The sequence below is a fragment of the Lelliottia nimipressuralis genome, from assembly GCF_041464075.1.
Lineage (GTDB): Bacteria > Pseudomonadota > Gammaproteobacteria > Enterobacterales > Enterobacteriaceae > Enterobacter > Enterobacter nimipressuralis.
The window spans coordinates 1312240-1329820 of record NZ_CP167172.1; the positions used below are offsets into that span (position 1 = coordinate 1312240).

Consider the following 17581-nt stretch of genomic DNA (forward strand, 5'->3'; position numbering starts at 1 on the left):
GTGGTGCGCAATCCGAAGAGTGCGCACCCGGTTGATCAGTGCAGGATTTTGGCGAGGAAATCTTTAGCGCGATCGGATTGTGGATTTGCGAAGAAGTCCTCTTTCGGCGAATCTTCGACAATTTTTCCTTCGTCCATAAAGATCACGCGGTTGGCCACTTTGCGGGCAAAGCCCATCTCGTGGGTCACCACCATCATGGTCATCCCTTCGTGCGCCAGCTCCACCATCACATCCAGCACTTCGTTGATCATTTCCGGATCAAGCGCGGAGGTCGGTTCATCAAACAGCATGGCGATAGGGTCCATGCACAGCGCGCGCGCAATCGCCACACGCTGTTGCTGACCACCGGAGAGCTGGGCCGGGAACTTATCGGCGTGAGCAGACAGCCCCACGCGTTCCAGCAGTTTTAAGCCTTTATCACGCGCCGCTTTTTTGTCGCGTTTCAGCACTTTTACCTGCGCCAGCGTCAGGTTCTCGATAATCGACAGGTGCGGGAACAGCTCAAAGTGCTGGAACACCATCCCGACGTGGGAACGCAGTTTCGCCAGATTGGTATTTTTGTCGTTCACCTTCGTGCCATCGACGACAATCTCGCCTTTCTGCACCGGTTCCAGGCCGTTGACGGTTTTAATCAACGTCGATTTACCGGAGCCAGACGGCCCGCATACCACAACCACTTCGCCTTTTTTCACTTCGGTGGAGCAGTCGGTCAGCACCTGAAAGTGCCCATACCATTTAGAAACATTTTTCAGGGAAATCATGAGACTGTCCTTTTCTTCAGCCAGGTAACCAACAGCGACGCGCTTAAACTAATTGCAAAATAAACCGCACCTGCGAACAGGATCATCTCAACCTGCGTACCGTCGCGTTCGCCGATAGTGGAGGCCGTACGGAAGAAGTCCGCGAGGCTCAGCACATACACAAGCGAGGTATCCTGGAAGAGAACGATGCCCTGCGTCAGCAGCAGCGGGACCATGGCGCGAAACGCCTGTGGCAGAATAATGAGCTTCATGGACTGCCAGTGGGTCATCCCCAGGGCCAGCGCCGCGCTCGATTGTCCGCGAGAGATGCTCTGAATACCCGCGCGAATAATTTCCGAATAGTACGCCGCCTCAAACATTGAGAACGCGACCATGGCAGAGATCAGGCGGATATCGGTTTTCGGCGACAGTCCCAGCACGTTTTGCAGCAGACCGGGGACGATCAGATAAAACCACAGCAGCACCATCACCAGCGGAATGGAGCGGAAGACGTTGACGTAGGCGGTGGCGAACCAGGCGAAAGGCTTGAAGCTCGACAGGCGCATGACCGCCAAAATCGTGCCCCACACAATACCAACCACGATCGCAATGGCAGTGATTTTTAAGGTAATAACCAGCCCGTCGAGCAGATAGGGCATGGCGGGAACAATGGAACTCCAGTCAAACTCGTACATTATTTGCCCCCCAGATTGCCCGGCAGGCGAGTTTTACGTTCAACCAGGTTCATCACCAGCATGATGAAAGCGTTAATCAGCACATAGGCCACGGTAATGGCGGTGAAAGATTCCCACGCGTGGGCGGAGTAATCCAGCAGCTTGCCCGCCTGCGCCGCCATATCGACCAGACCAATGGTGGAGGCGATGGCCGAGTTTTTCACCAGGTTCATCATCTCGGAGGTCATCGGCGGAACGATTACGCGATAAGCGTTTGGCAGCAGCACGTAGCGGTAGCTTTGCGGCAGCGTCAGGCCCATCGCCAGTGCGGCGTTCTTTTGCCCGCGCGGCAGCGACTGAATCGCGGCACGCACCTGCTCGCATACGCGCGCAGCGGTGAACAGGCCAAGGCAGAGCATCGAGGAGACAAAGAACTGAATATTCGGGTCCAGCTCAGATTTAAACCACATGCCGAGATTTTCCGGCAGCAGTTCAGGCACAACCAGATACCAGGTAAAGAACTGCACGATGAGCGGAACGTTACGGAACAGTTCGACGTACAGGGTACCCAGGGAAGAGAGAAAACGGTTCGGAACGGTACGTAAAATACCGAACAGGGAACCGACCAGGAAAGCGATTATCCAGGCCGTTATCGATAACGCAACGGTAACCTGAAAGCCGCTCCACAGCCAGCCAAGATAGGTGGTGTTGCCGAACGGAGCTTGTTGCAGAAAAATGCCCCAGTTCCAGTCTATTGACATAATAAACTCCAGAAAAAAAAGGGTAGCAGCGCTACCCTCGAAGATTGGTGAGAAGCTCAATGTTCGCGCTGAGTGGGGAACGACCACTCAACGTATAGTCTGTCCGCGCTTCCCGACAATCGAGAGGGCAGGAGATCCCGCCCCTTAATGGTTCTAATTAGTTAAGTGCTTTGTCGTTTGGTTCTTTGAACAGGGCTTTCATGTCGTCAGACAGTTCAAAGTTCATGTTGAGATTTTTTGGTGGAATCGGGTTCTTGAACCACTTATCGAACCATTTTTCTGCTTCGCCGGAGGTCTGAACCTGAGCGATGGTGTCATCGATCAGCTTTTTGAAGCCCGCGTCGTCTTTACGCAGCATACAGCCGTATGCCTCTTTCGACTGCGCCGTGCCGACGATGTCCCAGTTGTCTGGTTTCTTCGCTTTTGCACGTTCGCCCGCCAGCAGCGCGTCATCCATCATGAATGCCACCGCGCGGCCGCTCTCCAGCGTACGGAAAGAGTCACCGTGGTCTTTCGCGCTGATGATGCGCATATCCAGTTTCTTCTCGTCGTTGAGCTTATGCAGCAGCACTTCAGAGGTGGTACCGGAGGTCACTACAACCGCTTTGCCTTTCAGGTCTGCGAAGTCTTTAATCTCGCCGCCTTTTTTGGTCAGCAGACGCGTACCGACCACGAAGATAGTGTCGGAGAAGGCCGCTTGTTTCTGACGTTCGAGGTTGTTGGTGGTGGAACCACACTCAAAATCGAAGGTGCCGTTTTGCAGCAGAGGAATACGGTTTTGCGACGTAATTGGAATCAGCTTCACCTGCAGGTCAGGTTTGTTGAGCTTTTTCTTGACCGCTTCTACGATCGCGTTGGAGTAGTCCTGAGAGTAGCCTACGACTTTTTGCGTGTTGTCGTAGTATGAGAACGGGACGGAAGATTCACGGTGGCCGACCACGATCACGCCATTTTTGGCAATCTTGTCGAGAGTGCTCCCGGCAGCCGGAGCGTCTTCAGCGTGAACGACGCCTGCGGACATCCCCATTACCAGCATTGCTGTGGCCAGTTTACGTAATTGCATACCCAACTCCTTTATTATCTGCGCCAATGACGCATTGATACCCATTGTGATGTTGTTATATCTCGCGCGATGCGAGTGCAGTGTTATGCAAGCTTGTTAACATTTAGTCTGGCTTAATGTAAAGATTTTGCTGCGTTATTGTTTATTTTTGCGAAGCGCGCCGCACCATTCAGAGGCAAAAATATCTGCCTGCACCGTTTCGGTGCTACCGATGAACTGCGGTGGTGCGCCAACGTTGCACGTTAAGCCAAACCACTGAATCTGTGATTTAACAAAGCAATAGGCGTGCCAGAAATGGGAGTTGAGGGGGAATTGCCGGGTATCAGATGTGTCGTGCCAGACCTGGCCTGGGATGAGGAATGAAGGCCCGGCAAGCGAAACGCCGCCGGGCACTGGGGGGATTACTTACGACGCTGACGCAAACTCATTAACACAGCGCCAAAACCAAACAGTACCGTCAGGATCCACAGCGGCCAGTTGCCGGTGCGAGCATACGGCGTGAGGCCGGAGGTTGGCGTGACGGTGGTTGTCAGCACGGCGCGTGTGAATTGCGGGATCATCGCCTGGATTTCACCCTGCGGACCAATCACAGCGGTAATGCCGTTATTGGTGCTGCGCAGCAGCGGACGGGCCAGCTCCAGGGAACGCATGCGCGCCATCTGGAAGTGCTGCCACGGGCCAATCGACTTGCCAAACCAGGCATCGTTGGAGATGGTCAGCAGATAATCCGTATCGGGACGGAAGTTATCGCGCACCTGTTCGCCAAGGATGATTTCGTAACAGATCGCCGGGGTCAGCGCCAGGCCATGCGCATGAAGCTGCGGCTGGACATAAGGCCCACGGCTGAAGGACGACATTGGCAGATCGAAGAACGGTGCCAGCGGGCGCAGAATCGTTTCCAGCGGTACAAACTCACCAAACGGCACCAGGTGGTTTTTGTTGTAACGATTCGCCGATTCGTAGCTGTACGGGTTGTCTTTGCCGAGCGTGATAATGGTGTTGTAGGTGTCGTAACGGTTCTGTTTGTTCAGACGCGCGTCGACAATCCCGGTGATCAGCGTGCTGTTCTTCGCGCGCAGCAGATCGTCCATCATGCTCAGGAAACGCTGCTGGTTGATCTCCAGATCGGGAATCGCAGACTCCGGCCAGATAATCAGGTCAGATTTGCCCATCTCTTTCTGCGTCGCATCGAGATAGATTTTCAGCGTATTGATCAGCTGGTTCTCATCCCACTTCAGCGACTGCGGAATGTTGCCCTGCACCATCGACACCTGAGTTGCGCGCGCGGGCTCCAGAGTGAACCACTGGATAAAGCGCAGCGGGAAGGGAAGGGCAAACAGCACCACTGCTGCGACCAGCGGTTTCCAGTTGCGCTGCACCAGGGCCAGTGCCAGCAGACCACTCACCACCATCAGCAGGAAGTTGATCGCCTCCACGCCCATCACCGGCGCCAGGCCTTTTAGCGGGCCATCAATCTGGCTGTAGCCAAACTGCAGCCACGGGAAGCCGGTCAGCACCCAGCCGCGTAAAAACTCGGTGATTTGCCAGACCACGGGTGCCGCAATCGCCACGCGCAGCCAGCTGGTTTTCGGCCACAGGCGCGACAAAATCCCCGCGAAAAGACCGGTATACAGCGAGAGATACGCCGCCAGCAGCACCACCAGGAAGACGTTAACCGGGCCAGGCATACCGCCGAACTGGGCGATACTGACGTAAACCCAGTTAATGCCGGAGCCAAACAGGCCCAGACCCCAGAAGTAGCCGATGGCCGCAGCCTGAATCGGGCGACGATTCAGCGTCAGTCCTTGTAACCCCATCAGTGAGAGGAGGGCGGCAGGCCAGATGTCATAAGGAGAAAAAGCCAGCGTTCCGCTGGCTCCGAGCAACAGCGCCAGCAGCAAACGGACGCGCTGGCGTTCAAGCAGTGGGGCAAATGCCATTTACATTAATCTTCCAGTTTTGGCACCGGGGAGTCGTCCGGCATTCTGACGTGAACCTGAATAATACGTCGGCTGTCGGCCATAGCGACCTTGAACTGGTAACCATCGATGTCAACGGACTCGCCGCGCGCCGGGAGATGGCCAAAGGCCTGCATCACCAGCCCGCCAATGGTATCCACCTCTTCATCGCTGAAGTGGGTGCCAAAGGTGTCGTTGAACTCTTCAATGGAGGCCAGCGCGCGCACGGTCCACGTATGTCGGCTAAGCTGACGGAATTCGATATCGTCTTCTTCGTCGTACTCATCTTCGATTTCACCGACGATCAGTTCGAGAATATCTTCGATAGTCACAAGGCCGGAAACACCGCCAAATTCATCGATAACAATCGCCATGTGGTAGCGCTGGGAGCGGAACTCTTTCAGCATGCGGTCAACGCGCTTGCTTTCCGGAACCACCACCGCCTGGCGTAACACTTTTTCCATGCTGAAAGCTTCGGCATCGCTGCGCATAAACGGCAGCAGATCCTTGGCCATCAGAATCCCTTCAATGTGATCTTTGTCTTCGCTAATCACCGGGAAACGCGAGTGGGCCGATTCGATGATCACATCGAGGCACTCGTCCAGAGTCTGGTTGCGTTTCAGGGTAATCATCTGCGAGCGGGGGATCATAATATCGCGAACGCGCTGGTCGGCGATGTCCATGACCCCTTCGAGCATTTCGCGCGTATCTTCGTCGATAAGATCGTTCTGCCCGGAATCACGAATCAGCTCCAGGAGTTCATCACGGTTTTTCGGTTCGCCGTGGAACAGCTGGCTCAGAATGAGGGAGAAAAATCCCTTCTTACTGGTTGTCGTGTCGCTACTGTGTGAATTGTCGTCGCTCATGGCGTTTGTTAAGGGTTCTCTTGTGAGTTTAATGCGCGCCGCCGCAGGAAAGGTCCATATGCGGCGGCCTGATCGGTCAATAAAGCCTGATGCTTAACTGACTATTCTTTCTCGGCAATGTACGGATCCTCATAGCCCAGAGCAAGCATTATCTCTGTCTCGAGGGATTCCATCTCTTCCGCTTCTTCGTCTTCAATATGATCATAACCCAGCAGATGCAGACTGCCGTGGATAACCATATGCGCCCAGTGAGCGTCGAGCGGCTTTTGCTGCTCTTTGGCTTCCTGTTCAACCACCTGACGGCAGATGATCAGGTCGCCGAGCAGCGGCATTTCGATGCCCGGCGGCGCTTCAAACGGGAAAGAGAGCACGTTGGTCGGCTTATCTTTCCCGCGATAGGTCAGGTTCAGCTCGTGGCTCTCCGCTTCGTCGACCAGGCGAATCGTGACTTCTGACTCTTCCTGAAACTGCGGGATCACCGCATCCAGCCATGTTTGAAACTGACGCTCTTCCGGCAAACCGGAATTGTCTTCACAGGCTAGCTGTAAATCGAGGATCACCTGACTCATTTATTCTCATGCTCCTGGGCTTCGCGTTTTCGTTCCGCGGCCTGTTCTGCTTTACGTTTTTGTTCTGCTTCTTCCCACGCTTCATAGGCATTGACGATGCGGGCGACCACCGGATGGCGCACCACGTCTTCGCTGTTGAAGAAGTTGAAGCTAATTTCGTCTACTTCCGCCAGCACTTCGATGGCGTGACGCAGACCGGATTTGGTGCTGCGCGGCAGGTCGATCTGGGTGATATCGCCGGTAATAACCGCTTTCGAGTTGAAGCCGATACGGGTCAGGAACATCTTCATCTGTTCGATGGTGGTGTTCTGGCTCTCATCGAGAATGATAAACGCATCGTTCAGCGTACGGCCGCGCATATAGGCGAGCGGGGCGACTTCGATGACGTTACGCTCGATCAGCTTTTCCACTTTCTCGAAGCCGAGCATTTCAAACAGGGCGTCATACAGCGGGCGCAGATACGGGTCTACTTTCTGGCTCAGATCGCCAGGCAGGAAGCCCAGTTTCTCACCGGCTTCAACGGCCGGGCGCGTCAGCAGGATACGACGAATATCCTGACGCTCCAGTGCATCGACGGCGGCGGCAACGGCCAGATAGGTTTTACCCGTCCCCGCCGGGCCGACGCCGAAGGTGATGTCATGGTCGAGAATATTGGCGATGTACTGCGCCTGGTTTGGCGTACGCGGCTTGATGACGCCACGCTTGGTTTTGATATTGATGGCCTTGCCGTAGTCCGGCACGCTTTCCGCGCTCTGCTCCAGCACACGCGCTTCTTTAATGGCAAGGTGGATGTGCTCAGGCTCGATATCCTGAGTTTCGCCGCGCATCGGGGCGGTATCGACATACAGGCTGCGCAGAATGTCCGCAGCGGCGTTGACGCAGATGGCGCGTCCGGTGAGTTTGAAGTGATTATCGCGACGATTGATTTCGATACCCAGACGTCGCTCCAGTTGTTTGATGTTGTCATCAAACGGCCCGCACAGGCTCAGCAGGCGAGCGTTGTCTGCTGGCTCCAGGGTAAGTTCACGCGTTTCTGTATTCAAACTGTTCCTCTTAATGTGTGTAGGGTCAGAGAGCAACGTGCCGAACTGACTTACAGACGAGTCGTCTTTACGAAATTATTCACGCCACAGTTTAAAGGCGCAAGCTTATGGTTGCATATTGGGGACGCAGAGGGGAAATACAAGGCCTGCCAGAGCGACAGGCCTGAATGGATCAAGGCTGGTAAACACCGACACCCAAATCGTTTTCTTTACGCGTGCGGGCAATAACAGACTCTGGCGTTTCGGCGACGCGCAGGCCCATTTCCGCTTCCGTGCGCACCAGTTTGCCGCGCATGGAGTTGGTGAGCACTTCCTGGATTTCGATATCGACAAACTTACCGATCATGTCCGGAGTGCCTTCGAAGTTCACCACGCGGTTGTTCTCGGTTCGCCCAGAGAGCTGCATCAGGCTCTTACGCGACGTGCCTTCCACCAGAATACGCTGCGTGGTGCCGAGCATACGGCGGCTCCAGGCGTTGACCTGCTGGTTGATACGCTCCTGCAGAATATAGAGACGCTGTTTCTTCTCCTCTTCCGGCACATCGTCCACCATATCGGCGGCTGGCGTGCCCGGACGCGCAGAGAAGATAAAGCTAAAGCTGGTGTCGAAATTGACTTCGCCAATCAGCTTCATGGTACGCGCGAAGTCGTCGGTGGTTTCGCCAGGGAAGCCGACGATAAAGTCGGAGCTAATCTGGATATCCGGGCGCGCTTCACGCAGCTTGCGGATGATCGCTTTGTACTCCAGCACCGTATGCGTGCGGCCCATCAGGTTCAGCACGCGGTCAGAGCCGCACTGAACCGGCAGGTGCAGGAAGCTCACCAGCTCTGGCGTATCGCGATAGACATCAATGATGTCATCGGTAAATTCGATCGGATGGCTGGTGGTGAAACGCACGCGGTCGATACCGTCGATGGCGGCAACCAGACGCAGCAGCTCGGCGAAGGTGCCGGTGGAGCCGTCGTAGTTTGCGCCACGCCAGGCGTTCACGTTCTGGCCGAGCAGGTTCACTTCACGCACGCCCTGGGCCGCCAGCTGCGCCACTTCAAACAGAATATCGTCGCAAGGGCGGCTGACCTCTTCACCGCGCGTATAAGGCACGACGCAGTAGGTGCAGTATTTGTTGCAGCCTTCCATGATGGAGACGTAGGCGCTTGGGCCATCGGCACGTGGCTCTGGCAGACGGTCAAATTTCTCGATTTCCGGGAAGCTGACGTCAACCACCGGGCTGCGATCGCCGCGCACTGAGTTGATCATCTCCGGCAGGCGGTGGAGAGTCTGCGGGCCAAACACAATATCGACGTAATGGGCACGTTGACGGATCAGCTTGCCCTCTTGAGAGGCCACGCAGCCGCCGACGCCGATAATCAGGTCCGGATTTTTCTTTTTGAGGAGTTTCCAGCGACCTAACAGGTGGAAGACTTTTTCCTGCGCTTTTTCACGGATTGAGCAGGTGTTAAGCAGCAGCACATCGGCTTCTTCTGCCACTTCAGTCAGTTGATACCCGTGGGTGGCATTCAGCAGATCGGCCATCTTCGATGAATCGTATTCGTTCATCTGACAGCCCCAGGTTTTTATATGGAGTTTTTTAGTCATCGACTTGCTCAGGCTCAGGATTGCAAGCCGCGTATTGTAATGCTTTGGTGGGGTTGTGACCAGTATGAAGGTTGGCTGCCTCAAGGGAGAAAAAATCCGGTAAACTTAAGGGATTCTCTTCAAAGGATTATTGACCATGACACTCCAGAAAACCGAAATCGCCGTGGTCGGCGGCGGGATGGTCGGCGGCGCACTGGCGCTGGGACTGGCACAACAGGGATTCCAGGTAACGGTGATCGAGCAGGCCGCGCCCCCCGAATTTGACGAGGCTCAGCAGCCGGACGTGCGGATCTCAGCGATCAGCGCCGCGTCGGTCGATCTGCTACGCGGGCTGGGCGTGTGGGAGGCGATCCTCGCGATGCGCGCCCATCCGTATCGTCGACTGGAGACGTGGGAGTGGGAAACCGCGCATGTGACCTTTGACGCCGCTGAACTGAAGCTGCCGCTGCTGGGCTACATGGTGGAGAATAACGTTCTGCAGCTAGCCCTGTGGCAGGCGCTGGAGGCGCATGAGAACGTGACGCTGCGCGTTCCGGATTCTCTGAAAGCGCTGCATCGCCATGAGGGCGGTTATTTGTTGGAGCTGGCTAACGGCGATGAACTGGCCGTGAAGCTGGTCGTGGGGGCCGACGGTGCGAATTCACAGGTGCGTCAGATGGCCGGGATTGGTATTCACGCCTGGCAGTATCAGCAATCTTGTATGCTGATTACCGTTAAATGTGAAAATGAGCCGGGCGACAGTACCTGGCAGCACTTTACCCCCACCGGACCGCACGCCTTTTTACCGCTCTTTGGACACTGGGCGTCGCTGGTGTGGTACGACACGCCGGCGCGCATCCGCCAGCTGCAAAGTTTGTCGATGGATCAGCTGCAGCGCGAAATCGAAAAACACTTCCCGGCGCGTCTCGGCGCGGTGACGCCGGTGGCGGCGGGAGGATTCCCGTTAACCCGTCGTCACGCACTGCAATATGCACAAGAAGGGCTGGCGCTGGTGGGGGATGCCGCGCATACCATTCATCCGCTGGCCGGGCAGGGCGTCAACCTGGGATATCGTGACGTCGAAGCGTTGTTATCGGTGATGAGCAGCGCGCGTGACCATGCGGAACCCTGGGCGAGTGCGGCTGTGCTGAAGCGCTACCAGACGCGTCGCATGGCGGATAACTTTTTAATGCAGTCGGGGATGGATCTGTTTTATGCGGGATTCAGCAACGATCTCGGCCCGGTGCGGATTCTGCGCAATGTGGGTCTGATGGCGGCCGAGCGTGCGGGCGGATTGAAGCGTCAGGCATTGAAGTACGCGTTAGGTCTGTAGGTTCTGTCTCCTCCCTCGTTGTTGTGAGGGAGGGGGATATCTCCAGAGCACAAAAACAAAAAAGCCCGCAGAGCGGGCTTTTTTGCTATTAAGTGGCTGGGGTACGAGGATTCGAACCTCGGAATGCTGGTATCAGAAACCAGAGCCTTACCGCTTGGCGATACCCCAACAGGGTGCGTTAAACAAACAACAATCTAGCGACTTTTGAAATTGGCTGGGGTACGAGGATTCGAACCTCGGAATGCTGGTATCAGAAACCAGAGCCTTACCGCTTGGCGATACCCCAACAATTTTTTCTAGTTTATCGAAATAATCGATAAATTCCTAATTTGGTGGCTACGACGGGATTCGAACCTGTGACCCCATCATTATGAGTGATGTGCTCTAACCAACTGAGCTACGTAGCCAGACTGCTTTCTTCGATGGCTGGGGTACCTGGATTCGAACCAGGGAATGCCGGTATCAAAAACCGGTGCCTTACCGCTTGGCGATACCCCAATAACCGCGGAGAACCGCTAAATCGAAGAAGATGGCTGGGGTACCTGGATTCGAACCAGGGAATGCCGGTATCAAAAACCGGTGCCTTACCGCTTGGCGATACCCCATCCGTGCAACGCGGAACTGGAAATGGTGCGGGAGGCGAGACTTGAACTCGCACACCTTGCGGCGCCAGAACCTAAATCTGGTGCGTCTACCAATTTCGCCACTCCCGCAAAAAAAGATGGTGGCTACGACGGGATTCGAACCTGTGACCCCATCATTATGAGTGATGTGCTCTAACCAACTGAGCTACGTAGCCATCTTTTTTTCGCGTTACCTTATCGGCGTTGCGGGGCGCATTATGCGTATAGAGCTTTGCAGCGTCAATACCTTTTTCAACGAAAATGGCCGGATTGTGACTGTTTGGTTAGGTTGCGAACAGCGTGGCCGAATAATCGGCAATTATTGGTTATTAATCGTTTTTGTTCAGCAAAACGCGACGCATAAAAAAGGCCCCGAAGGGCCTGAGTACGATTCTGGCGATTACTTATAGGCCGACTGGTGAACCCCTACCGCGCGTCCTGATGGATCGTTCATGGATTTGAACGATTCATCCCACTCGATGGCTTTCGCTGAAGAGCAGGCCACTGACGGGCCGCCTGGCACACACTCTGCCGCGCTTGCGACCGGGAAAAGTTCTTCGAAGATTTCACGGTACAGATACGCTTCTTTCGAGCCAGGCGTGTTGTACGGGAAGCGGAAGCTGGCGGTCTCCAGTTGTTGATCGGAAACCTGCTTCGCCGCCACCTCTTTCAGGGTGTCGATCCAGCTGTAGCCCACGCCGTCGGAGAACTGCTCTTTCTGACGCCATGCGACGCTTGCCGGCAGGTAAGATTCGAAACATTCACGCAGAATATGTTTCTCCATTTTACCGTTGCCGCACATTTTGTCCTGCGGGTTGATGCGCATGGCCACGTCGAGGAACGATTTATCGAGGAACGGCACGCGGGCCTCCACGCCCCAGGCGGACATCGCTTTGTTAGCGCGTGCGCAGTCAAACATATGCAGCGCCTGCAGTTTACGCACCGTCTCCTCGTGCAGCTCTTTGGCGTTTGGCGCTTTGTGGAAGTACAGATAACCGCCAAACACTTCGTCAGATCCTTCGCCCGACAGCACCATTTTAATGCCCATCGCTTTGATTTTGCGCGACATCAGGTACATCGGGGTGGATGCGCGAATGGTGGTCACGTCGTAGGTTTCGATGTGATAAATCACGTCGCGGATCGCATCCAGACCTTCCTGCACGGTGAAGTGAATTTCATGGTGCACGGTACCCAGATGGTTTGCCACTTCCTGCGCGGCTTTCAGATCCGGTGCACCTTCCAGGCCTACGGCGAAGGAGTGCAGCTGCGGCCACCAGGCTTCAGAGCGTTCTCCGTCTTCCACGCGGCGCGCAGCAAATTTTTTGGTGATCGCGGAGATCACGGAGGAGTCCAGACCGCCAGAAAGCAGCACGCCATAAGGCACGTCAGACATCAGGTGGCTTTTTACGGAATCTTCCAGCGCCTGACGCAGCGCGTTTTTGTCGGTGACGTTATCTTTCACCGCGTCGAAATCGAACCAGTCGCGCTGGTAATACTGACGGATTTCGCCGTCTTTGCTCCACAGGTAGCTGCCTGCCGGGAACTCTTTAATGGTGCGGCACACCGGGACCAGGGCTTTCATTTCAGAGGCGACGTAGAAGTTGCCGTGTTCGTCGTGACCCATATACAGCGGGATAATACCGATGTGGTCGCGGCCAATCAGATAGGCGTCTTTTTCGTTGTCATACAGGGCGAAGGCAAACATGCCCTGCAGATCGTCCAGGAATTCGGGTCCTTTTTCCTGATACAAGGCAAGGATGACTTCGCAGTCGGAACCCGTCTGGAACGCGTAGCGATCGCCGTATTCCGCGCGCAGCGCCTGATGGTTGTAGATTTCACCGTTAACGGCCAGCGCGTGAGTTTTTTTCTCGTTATACAGCGGCTGGGCACCGGCGTTGACATCAACAATCGACAGACGTTCGTGAGCCAGAATTGCTTTATCGCTTGCGTACACGCCGGACCAGTCCGGGCCGCGGTGACGCATCAGGCGAGAAAGCTCCAGTGCTTTTTTACGCAGTTCGCCCGCGTCAGTCTTGATATCCAGTACGCCAAAAATTGAACACATAACCTTCTCCGTTAACCCTGTTGCAGTGTGATGTTGCTTGCTTATGAAAATGCCGCAAAACACGGTGTGCGCGCAAGACTTTTACGGGCGAAAACGCAAATAACGCAACAGTCATTGCTGAATGTTGAAAAAAGAGTATGTCGTGAGCAGTTTTATTGATGATTATGCAATGGATGGCGTTTTTTATTAGATGGCGTTGCGTTTTCAAGGCCTGAAAATGAGAAACCACGCTCAGCGGCGTGGTTTTTCGTCAGATAACGTCGATTTCAGCAACCGAGGGGTAAATCCAGCTCGGCCTGAACGGCATGGCGTCAATGTCATCCAGAGTGGAGACGCCCGAGAGCACAAGGATCGTTTCAAGCCCGGCCTGGAAACCGGCCAGAATATCTGTACGCAGGTTATCGCCGACAATCACCGTTTGCTCGGAGTGGGCCTGCATTTTGTTGAGCGCCGCGCGCACAATCCATGGGCTAGGTTTGCCTACCACGAAAGGTTTACGGCCAGAGATTTTCTCGATGCCCGCGCAGAGCGCGCCGCACGCCGGGTAATATCCGCGCCCGTGGGTATCCGGGTTGGTGGCAATAAAGCGCGCGCCTGTTGCCACGAAATAGGCGGCTTTGTGCATCATTTCCCAGTTAAATGAGCGGGTCTCACCCACGATGACGAAATCCGGGTTGACATCGGTGATGGTGAATCCGGCTTTATACAGCTCATGGATAAGAGCGCCTTCCCCGACCACATAAGCTTTTTTCCCTTCCTGACGTTTCAGGAAGTCGGCGGTCGCCATGGCGGAGGTGTAAAACACGCTGTCCGGCACGTCGACACCGGCGGTGGCGAAGCGGTTGGCCAGATCCTGGCCGGTCTGCGACGGATAGTTAGTCAGCAGAACCAGCGGCATTCCCTTTTCCAGAATACGGTTCAGAAACTCAGCGGCACCGGGCACCGCAACGTTATCGTGCATCAGCACGCCGTCAATATCACAAATCACATTCTGAATGGTCATGGACTACCTGGCATCTCAAAAAAAGAAGGCGTAACTATAAAGGGCTGTTAGCTTTCCAGCAAACGCTGGAGCAGCAGACCGTTAAGCATGGCGCGTTTCACCAGCGCAAAAGCACCAATGGCGGAGCGGTGATCGAGCGTCGAGCGCACGACCGGCAGGTTCTGGCGGAAGGCTTTCAGCGCCTGAGTATTGATGCAGCCTTCGATGGCCGGAAGCAGCACTTTTTCCGCTTCGGTAATTTCACCGGCAATCACCACTTTCTGCGGATTAAACAGGTTAATTGCGATGGCGATGGTTTTACCCAGATGGCGGCCGACCTGCTCAATCACTTCGCAGGCAAGGGCGTCGCCTTTGTTGGCCGCTTTGCAGATAGTGTTGATCTTGCAATCATCCAGGGTGATACGGCTCTGATAGCCCTGTTCAAGCAGATGACGCACCCGGTGTTCAATCGCTGCATTGGCCGCGACCGTTTCCAGACAGCCGAAATTACCGCAGTGGCAGCGCTCGCCGAGGGGATCGACCTGAATATGACCAATCTCACCAACGTTGCCGTTACGGCCAATGAAAATGCGGCCGTTGGAGATGATTCCGGCTCCTGTACCCCGGTGTACGCGCACCAGAATAGAGTCTTCGCAATCCTGACTCGCACCAAAGTAGTGCTCTGCCAGCGCCAGGCTACGGATATCGTGGCCGACGTAACAGGTGACGTTGAAACGTTTTTCCAGCGCGCCGACCAGCCCCCAGTTTTCGACCGGGATATGGGGCATATAGCGAATCACGCCGCTCTCCGGGTCGACCAGACCTGGCAGGATCACTGAAATGGCGATCAGCTCGCGGATTTTACGCTGGCAGCTGTCAATAAACTGCGCGATGGTATTAAGCAGCGCGTGTTCAAGCGTCTCCTGAGTACGTTCGGGCAGGGGATAGTGCTCTTCCGCCACCACTTTGCTGCTCAGATCGTACAGGGTGAGCGTGGTGTCGTGACGGCCAAGACGTACGCCGATGGCGTGGAAATTGCGGGTTTCGGTAATGATGGAGATGGCGCGGCGGCCCCCGGTGGAGGCCTGCTGATCGACTTCTTTGATCAATCCGCGCTCAATCAGCTGACGCGTGATTTTGGTCACACTGGCGGGGGCAAGCTGGCTCTGTTCGGCGATCTGAATACGCGAGATTGGACCATGCTGGTCAATCAGGCGATAAACAGCCGCACTGTTGAGTTGTTTAACGAGGTCAACATTACCAATTTGAGCTTGTCCGCCAGATGTCATACTTTTACTTACTCAGTGACGACCTCGTTACCATTAACGATGGTCTTAATAATTTTATAATCGCGCGTGAAGGCGGTGAGGTTTGCCACCATGCCCGGTGCGATACCGCCCAGCTGTTTGTCCACGCCGATCGCGCGAGCCGGGTAGAGTGTTGCCATACGCAGCACTTCATCCAGCGCAATGCCGCAATGTTCAACCAGGTTACGAACCCCTTCGATCATCGTCAGCGCAGAGCCGCTCAGCGTTCCGTTCTCATCTACGCACAGTCCGTTGCGGTAGTATATTGTTTTACCGGCAAAAATGAACTGTTCAATATTTGCCCCTGCCGGTGCGGTAGCGTCGGTGACCAGGCACAGCTTATCGCCTTTTAGGCGTTTCGCGTTGCGGATGTTGGTGTAATCAACATGCAGGCCATCAGCAATAATGCCACAGTAAACGTCCGGCTCATCAAGAATCGCACCGACCAGCCCTGGTTCGCGGCCCGTAATGTACGGCATGGCATTATAAAGGTGGGTCGCAAAGGTTATACCTGCGCGGAAACCGGTTTTCGCTTCGGCGAGTGTCGCATTGGAGTGGCCCGCTGAGACGACGATGCCTGCCGCCGCCAGTTTGCTGATCACATCCGGCCCGGTCATTTCCGGTGCCAGCGTGACTTTGGTGATCACATCGGCGTTAGCGCACATGAAGTCGACCAGCTCGGGGTCTGGCTTGCGCACGTAATTCGGGTTGTGGGTGCCTTTCTTCACAATGTTCAGCCAGGGACCTTCAAGGTGCAGACCCAGCGCCTGATGCGGGTATTTCGCCAGGTATTCACGCATCACGCGGATACCTTGCTTCATCAGGTTGTCATCGGAAGTAATCAGCGTTGGCAGATAGCTGGTGCAGCCCGATTTCTCATTGGCTTTCTGCATGATCTCCAGCGTTTCAACCGTAACCGCCTCTGGCGTGTCATTGAACTGCACGCCGCCGCAGCCGTTAAGCTGGACGTCGATAAAACCGGGGGAGATGATTGCTCCATTGAGTGAGCGCTGTTCGATCTCTGGCGGTAATTCAGCCTGTGGGCAGACACGTTCAATCAGGCCATTGGCGATAACAATCGCATGGTCATCCAGAATTTCATGGCCGGTATAAATCCGACCGTGGGTTAAAGCGTACATAACGACCCCCGGTTTAAAAAATCGACCGCCTCTCAGGGAAGAGGCGGCTCATCAATTACAGACCTTTAATGTTTTCAGCTTCTAACTCGTTGAAGTATTTCAGCGTCTTCACTTTCAGTTCCATGGTAGACGGCTCATCGCACACCACAACGGCTTTCGGATGCAGCTGCAGGCAGCTGATGGTCCACATGTGGTTAACGTTGCCTTCAACGGCGGCTTGCAGCGCCTGTGCTTTCACATTACCCAGCACCAGAATCATCACTTCTTCGGCATCCAGCAGGGTGCCCACGCCAACGGTCAGGGCGTATTTTGGCACCTGGCTTACGTCGCCATCAAAGAAGCGAGAGTTTGCCACGCGGGTGTCATGGGTCAGGGTTTTAATACGGGTGCGAGACGCCAGAGAAGAGGCCGGTTCGTTGAACGCGATGTGACCGTCGTTGCCCACGCCGCCCATGAACAGGTTGATTTTGCCGTAAGAGCGGATTTTTTCTTCGTACTGGCGGCATTCTGCGTCAATATCAGGCGCGTTGCCATTTAGCAGGTTAATATTTTCAGCTGGGATATCAACGTGATCAAAGAAATTACGGTGCATGAAGCTATGGTAGCTCTCCGGATGCTCCTTCGGCAGGCCGACGTATTCGTCCATGTTGAAGGTGACAACGTGTTTGAAGCTAACCTGGCCTGATTTATGCATTTCGACCAGAGCTTTGTACGCGGTCAGTGGTGTGCCACCGGTTGGCAGACCCAGAACGAAAGGACGATCGGCAGTAGGTTTGAACGCGTTGATGCGGTTAACGATATGGCGTGCAGCCCATTTACCGACTTGTTCAGCAGTCGCCAGGGGAATCAGTCTCATTGTTCACCTCTAAAGTTAAAGTTAAA

At 55.0% G+C, this 17581-nt stretch carries 15 protein-coding genes and 7 tRNA genes; 1 reads left to right on the top strand and 21 read right to left on the bottom strand.

Annotation, left to right across the window (positions count from 1 at the left end; all coding sequences use genetic code 11):
- Positions 1 to 35 precede the first annotated feature (35 nt).
- From ACB496_RS06075 to miaB, 9 genes are all read right to left on the bottom strand, one after another.
- Complete coding sequence (locus ACB496_RS06075) at positions 36 to 761, bottom strand: amino acid ABC transporter ATP-binding protein (RefSeq protein WP_107704044.1); 726 nt, start codon at positions 759 to 761, stop codon at positions 36 to 38.
- Positions 758 to 1435 (bottom strand): glutamate/aspartate ABC transporter permease GltK, encoded by a 678-nt coding sequence (gltK, locus tag ACB496_RS06080; protein WP_100777217.1) that lies wholly within the window; start codon positions 1433 to 1435, stop codon positions 758 to 760. The genes ACB496_RS06075 and gltK overlap by 4 nt, the downstream gene beginning before the upstream one ends.
- A complete protein-coding gene (locus tag ACB496_RS06085) occupies positions 1435 to 2175 on the bottom strand; it encodes an amino acid ABC transporter permease (RefSeq protein ID WP_102104168.1) in 741 nt (246 codons plus the stop codon). The genes gltK and ACB496_RS06085 overlap by 1 nt, the downstream gene beginning before the upstream one ends.
- A 157-nt stretch (positions 2176 to 2332) precedes the next feature.
- Positions 2333 to 3238, bottom strand: coding sequence for an amino acid ABC transporter substrate-binding protein (locus ACB496_RS06090; RefSeq protein ID WP_146003453.1), 906 nt, complete (start codon positions 3236 to 3238; stop codon positions 2333 to 2335).
- 401 nt (positions 3239 to 3639) lie between these two features.
- Positions 3640 to 5178, bottom strand: coding sequence for an apolipoprotein N-acyltransferase (gene lnt, locus ACB496_RS06095; protein ID WP_371974676.1), 1539 nt, complete (start codon positions 5176 to 5178; stop codon positions 3640 to 3642).
- Positions 5179 to 5183: 5 nt separating this feature from the next.
- The gene (gene corC, locus ACB496_RS06100) at positions 5184 to 6062 is read right to left on the bottom strand and encodes a CNNM family magnesium/cobalt transport protein CorC (RefSeq protein WP_100777214.1); all 879 of its coding nucleotides are present in this window, start codon (positions 6060 to 6062) and stop codon (positions 5184 to 5186) included.
- A 101-nt stretch (positions 6063 to 6163) separates the two neighbouring features.
- On the bottom strand, positions 6164 to 6631 hold the full coding sequence (gene ybeY, locus ACB496_RS06105; RefSeq protein ID WP_100777213.1) for an rRNA maturation RNase YbeY: 468 nt from the start codon (positions 6629 to 6631) through the stop codon (positions 6164 to 6166).
- Positions 6628 to 7674, bottom strand: a complete 1047-nt coding sequence (locus ACB496_RS06110) for a PhoH family protein (RefSeq protein WP_181827485.1) — start codon at positions 7672 to 7674, stop codon at positions 6628 to 6630. The genes ybeY and ACB496_RS06110 overlap by 4 nt, the downstream gene beginning before the upstream one ends.
- A gap of 172 nt (positions 7675 to 7846) precedes the next feature.
- Entirely contained in the window at positions 7847 to 9271 is a 1425-nt protein-coding gene (miaB, locus tag ACB496_RS06115) for a tRNA (N6-isopentenyl adenosine(37)-C2)-methylthiotransferase MiaB (RefSeq protein WP_129034471.1), read from the bottom strand.
- A gap of 136 nt (positions 9272 to 9407) precedes the next feature.
- On the opposite strand from miaB, the gene ubiF reads away from it, so the two are divergent.
- The gene (gene ubiF, locus ACB496_RS06120; protein WP_371974677.1) at positions 9408 to 10583 is read left to right on the top strand and encodes a 3-demethoxyubiquinol 3-hydroxylase; all 1176 of its coding nucleotides are present in this window, start codon (positions 9408 to 9410) and stop codon (positions 10581 to 10583) included.
- A gap of 93 nt (positions 10584 to 10676) precedes the next feature.
- Here the strand turns inward: ubiF and ACB496_RS06125 are convergent.
- The 12 genes from ACB496_RS06125 to nagB all read right to left on the bottom strand — a co-directional run bounded on the left by ACB496_RS06125 (position 10677) and on the right by nagB (position 17555).
- Positions 10677 to 10751 (bottom strand) — tRNA-Gln (locus tag ACB496_RS06125).
- 43 nt (positions 10752 to 10794) lie between these two features.
- Positions 10795 to 10869 (bottom strand) — tRNA-Gln (locus ACB496_RS06130).
- Positions 10870 to 10913: 44 nt separating this feature from the next.
- A tRNA-Met gene (locus ACB496_RS06135) sits at positions 10914 to 10990 on the bottom strand.
- A 16-nt stretch (positions 10991 to 11006) separates the two neighbouring features.
- Positions 11007 to 11081, bottom strand: a tRNA-Gln gene (locus ACB496_RS06140).
- Positions 11082 to 11113: 32 nt separating this feature from the next.
- Positions 11114 to 11188: transfer RNA gene (locus ACB496_RS06145), tRNA-Gln, on the bottom strand.
- Between the two features lie 23 nt (positions 11189 to 11211).
- Positions 11212 to 11296 (bottom strand) — tRNA-Leu (locus ACB496_RS06150).
- A gap of 9 nt (positions 11297 to 11305) precedes the next feature.
- Positions 11306 to 11382, bottom strand: a tRNA-Met gene (locus tag ACB496_RS06155).
- A gap of 224 nt (positions 11383 to 11606) precedes the next feature.
- Positions 11607 to 13271, bottom strand: coding sequence for an asparagine synthase B (gene asnB / locus ACB496_RS06160; RefSeq protein WP_371974678.1), 1665 nt, complete (start codon positions 13269 to 13271; stop codon positions 11607 to 11609).
- A 250-nt stretch (positions 13272 to 13521) separates the two neighbouring features.
- Complete coding sequence (locus tag ACB496_RS06165; protein ID WP_100777208.1) at positions 13522 to 14274, bottom strand: HAD-IIA family hydrolase; 753 nt, start codon at positions 14272 to 14274, stop codon at positions 13522 to 13524.
- 47 nt (positions 14275 to 14321) lie between these two features.
- Entirely contained in the window at positions 14322 to 15542 is a 1221-nt protein-coding gene (locus ACB496_RS06170; protein ID WP_100777207.1) for an N-acetylglucosamine repressor, read from the bottom strand.
- 8 nt (positions 15543 to 15550) lie between these two features.
- Entirely contained in the window at positions 15551 to 16699 is a 1149-nt protein-coding gene (nagA, locus tag ACB496_RS06175; RefSeq protein ID WP_102104165.1) for an N-acetylglucosamine-6-phosphate deacetylase, read from the bottom strand.
- Between the two features lie 55 nt (positions 16700 to 16754).
- Positions 16755 to 17555: a glucosamine-6-phosphate deaminase gene (nagB, locus tag ACB496_RS06180; RefSeq protein ID WP_100777205.1), complete on the bottom strand. Its 801-nt coding sequence runs from the start codon at positions 17553 to 17555 to the stop codon at positions 16755 to 16757.
- Between the last annotated feature and the right edge of the window lie 26 nt (positions 17556 to 17581).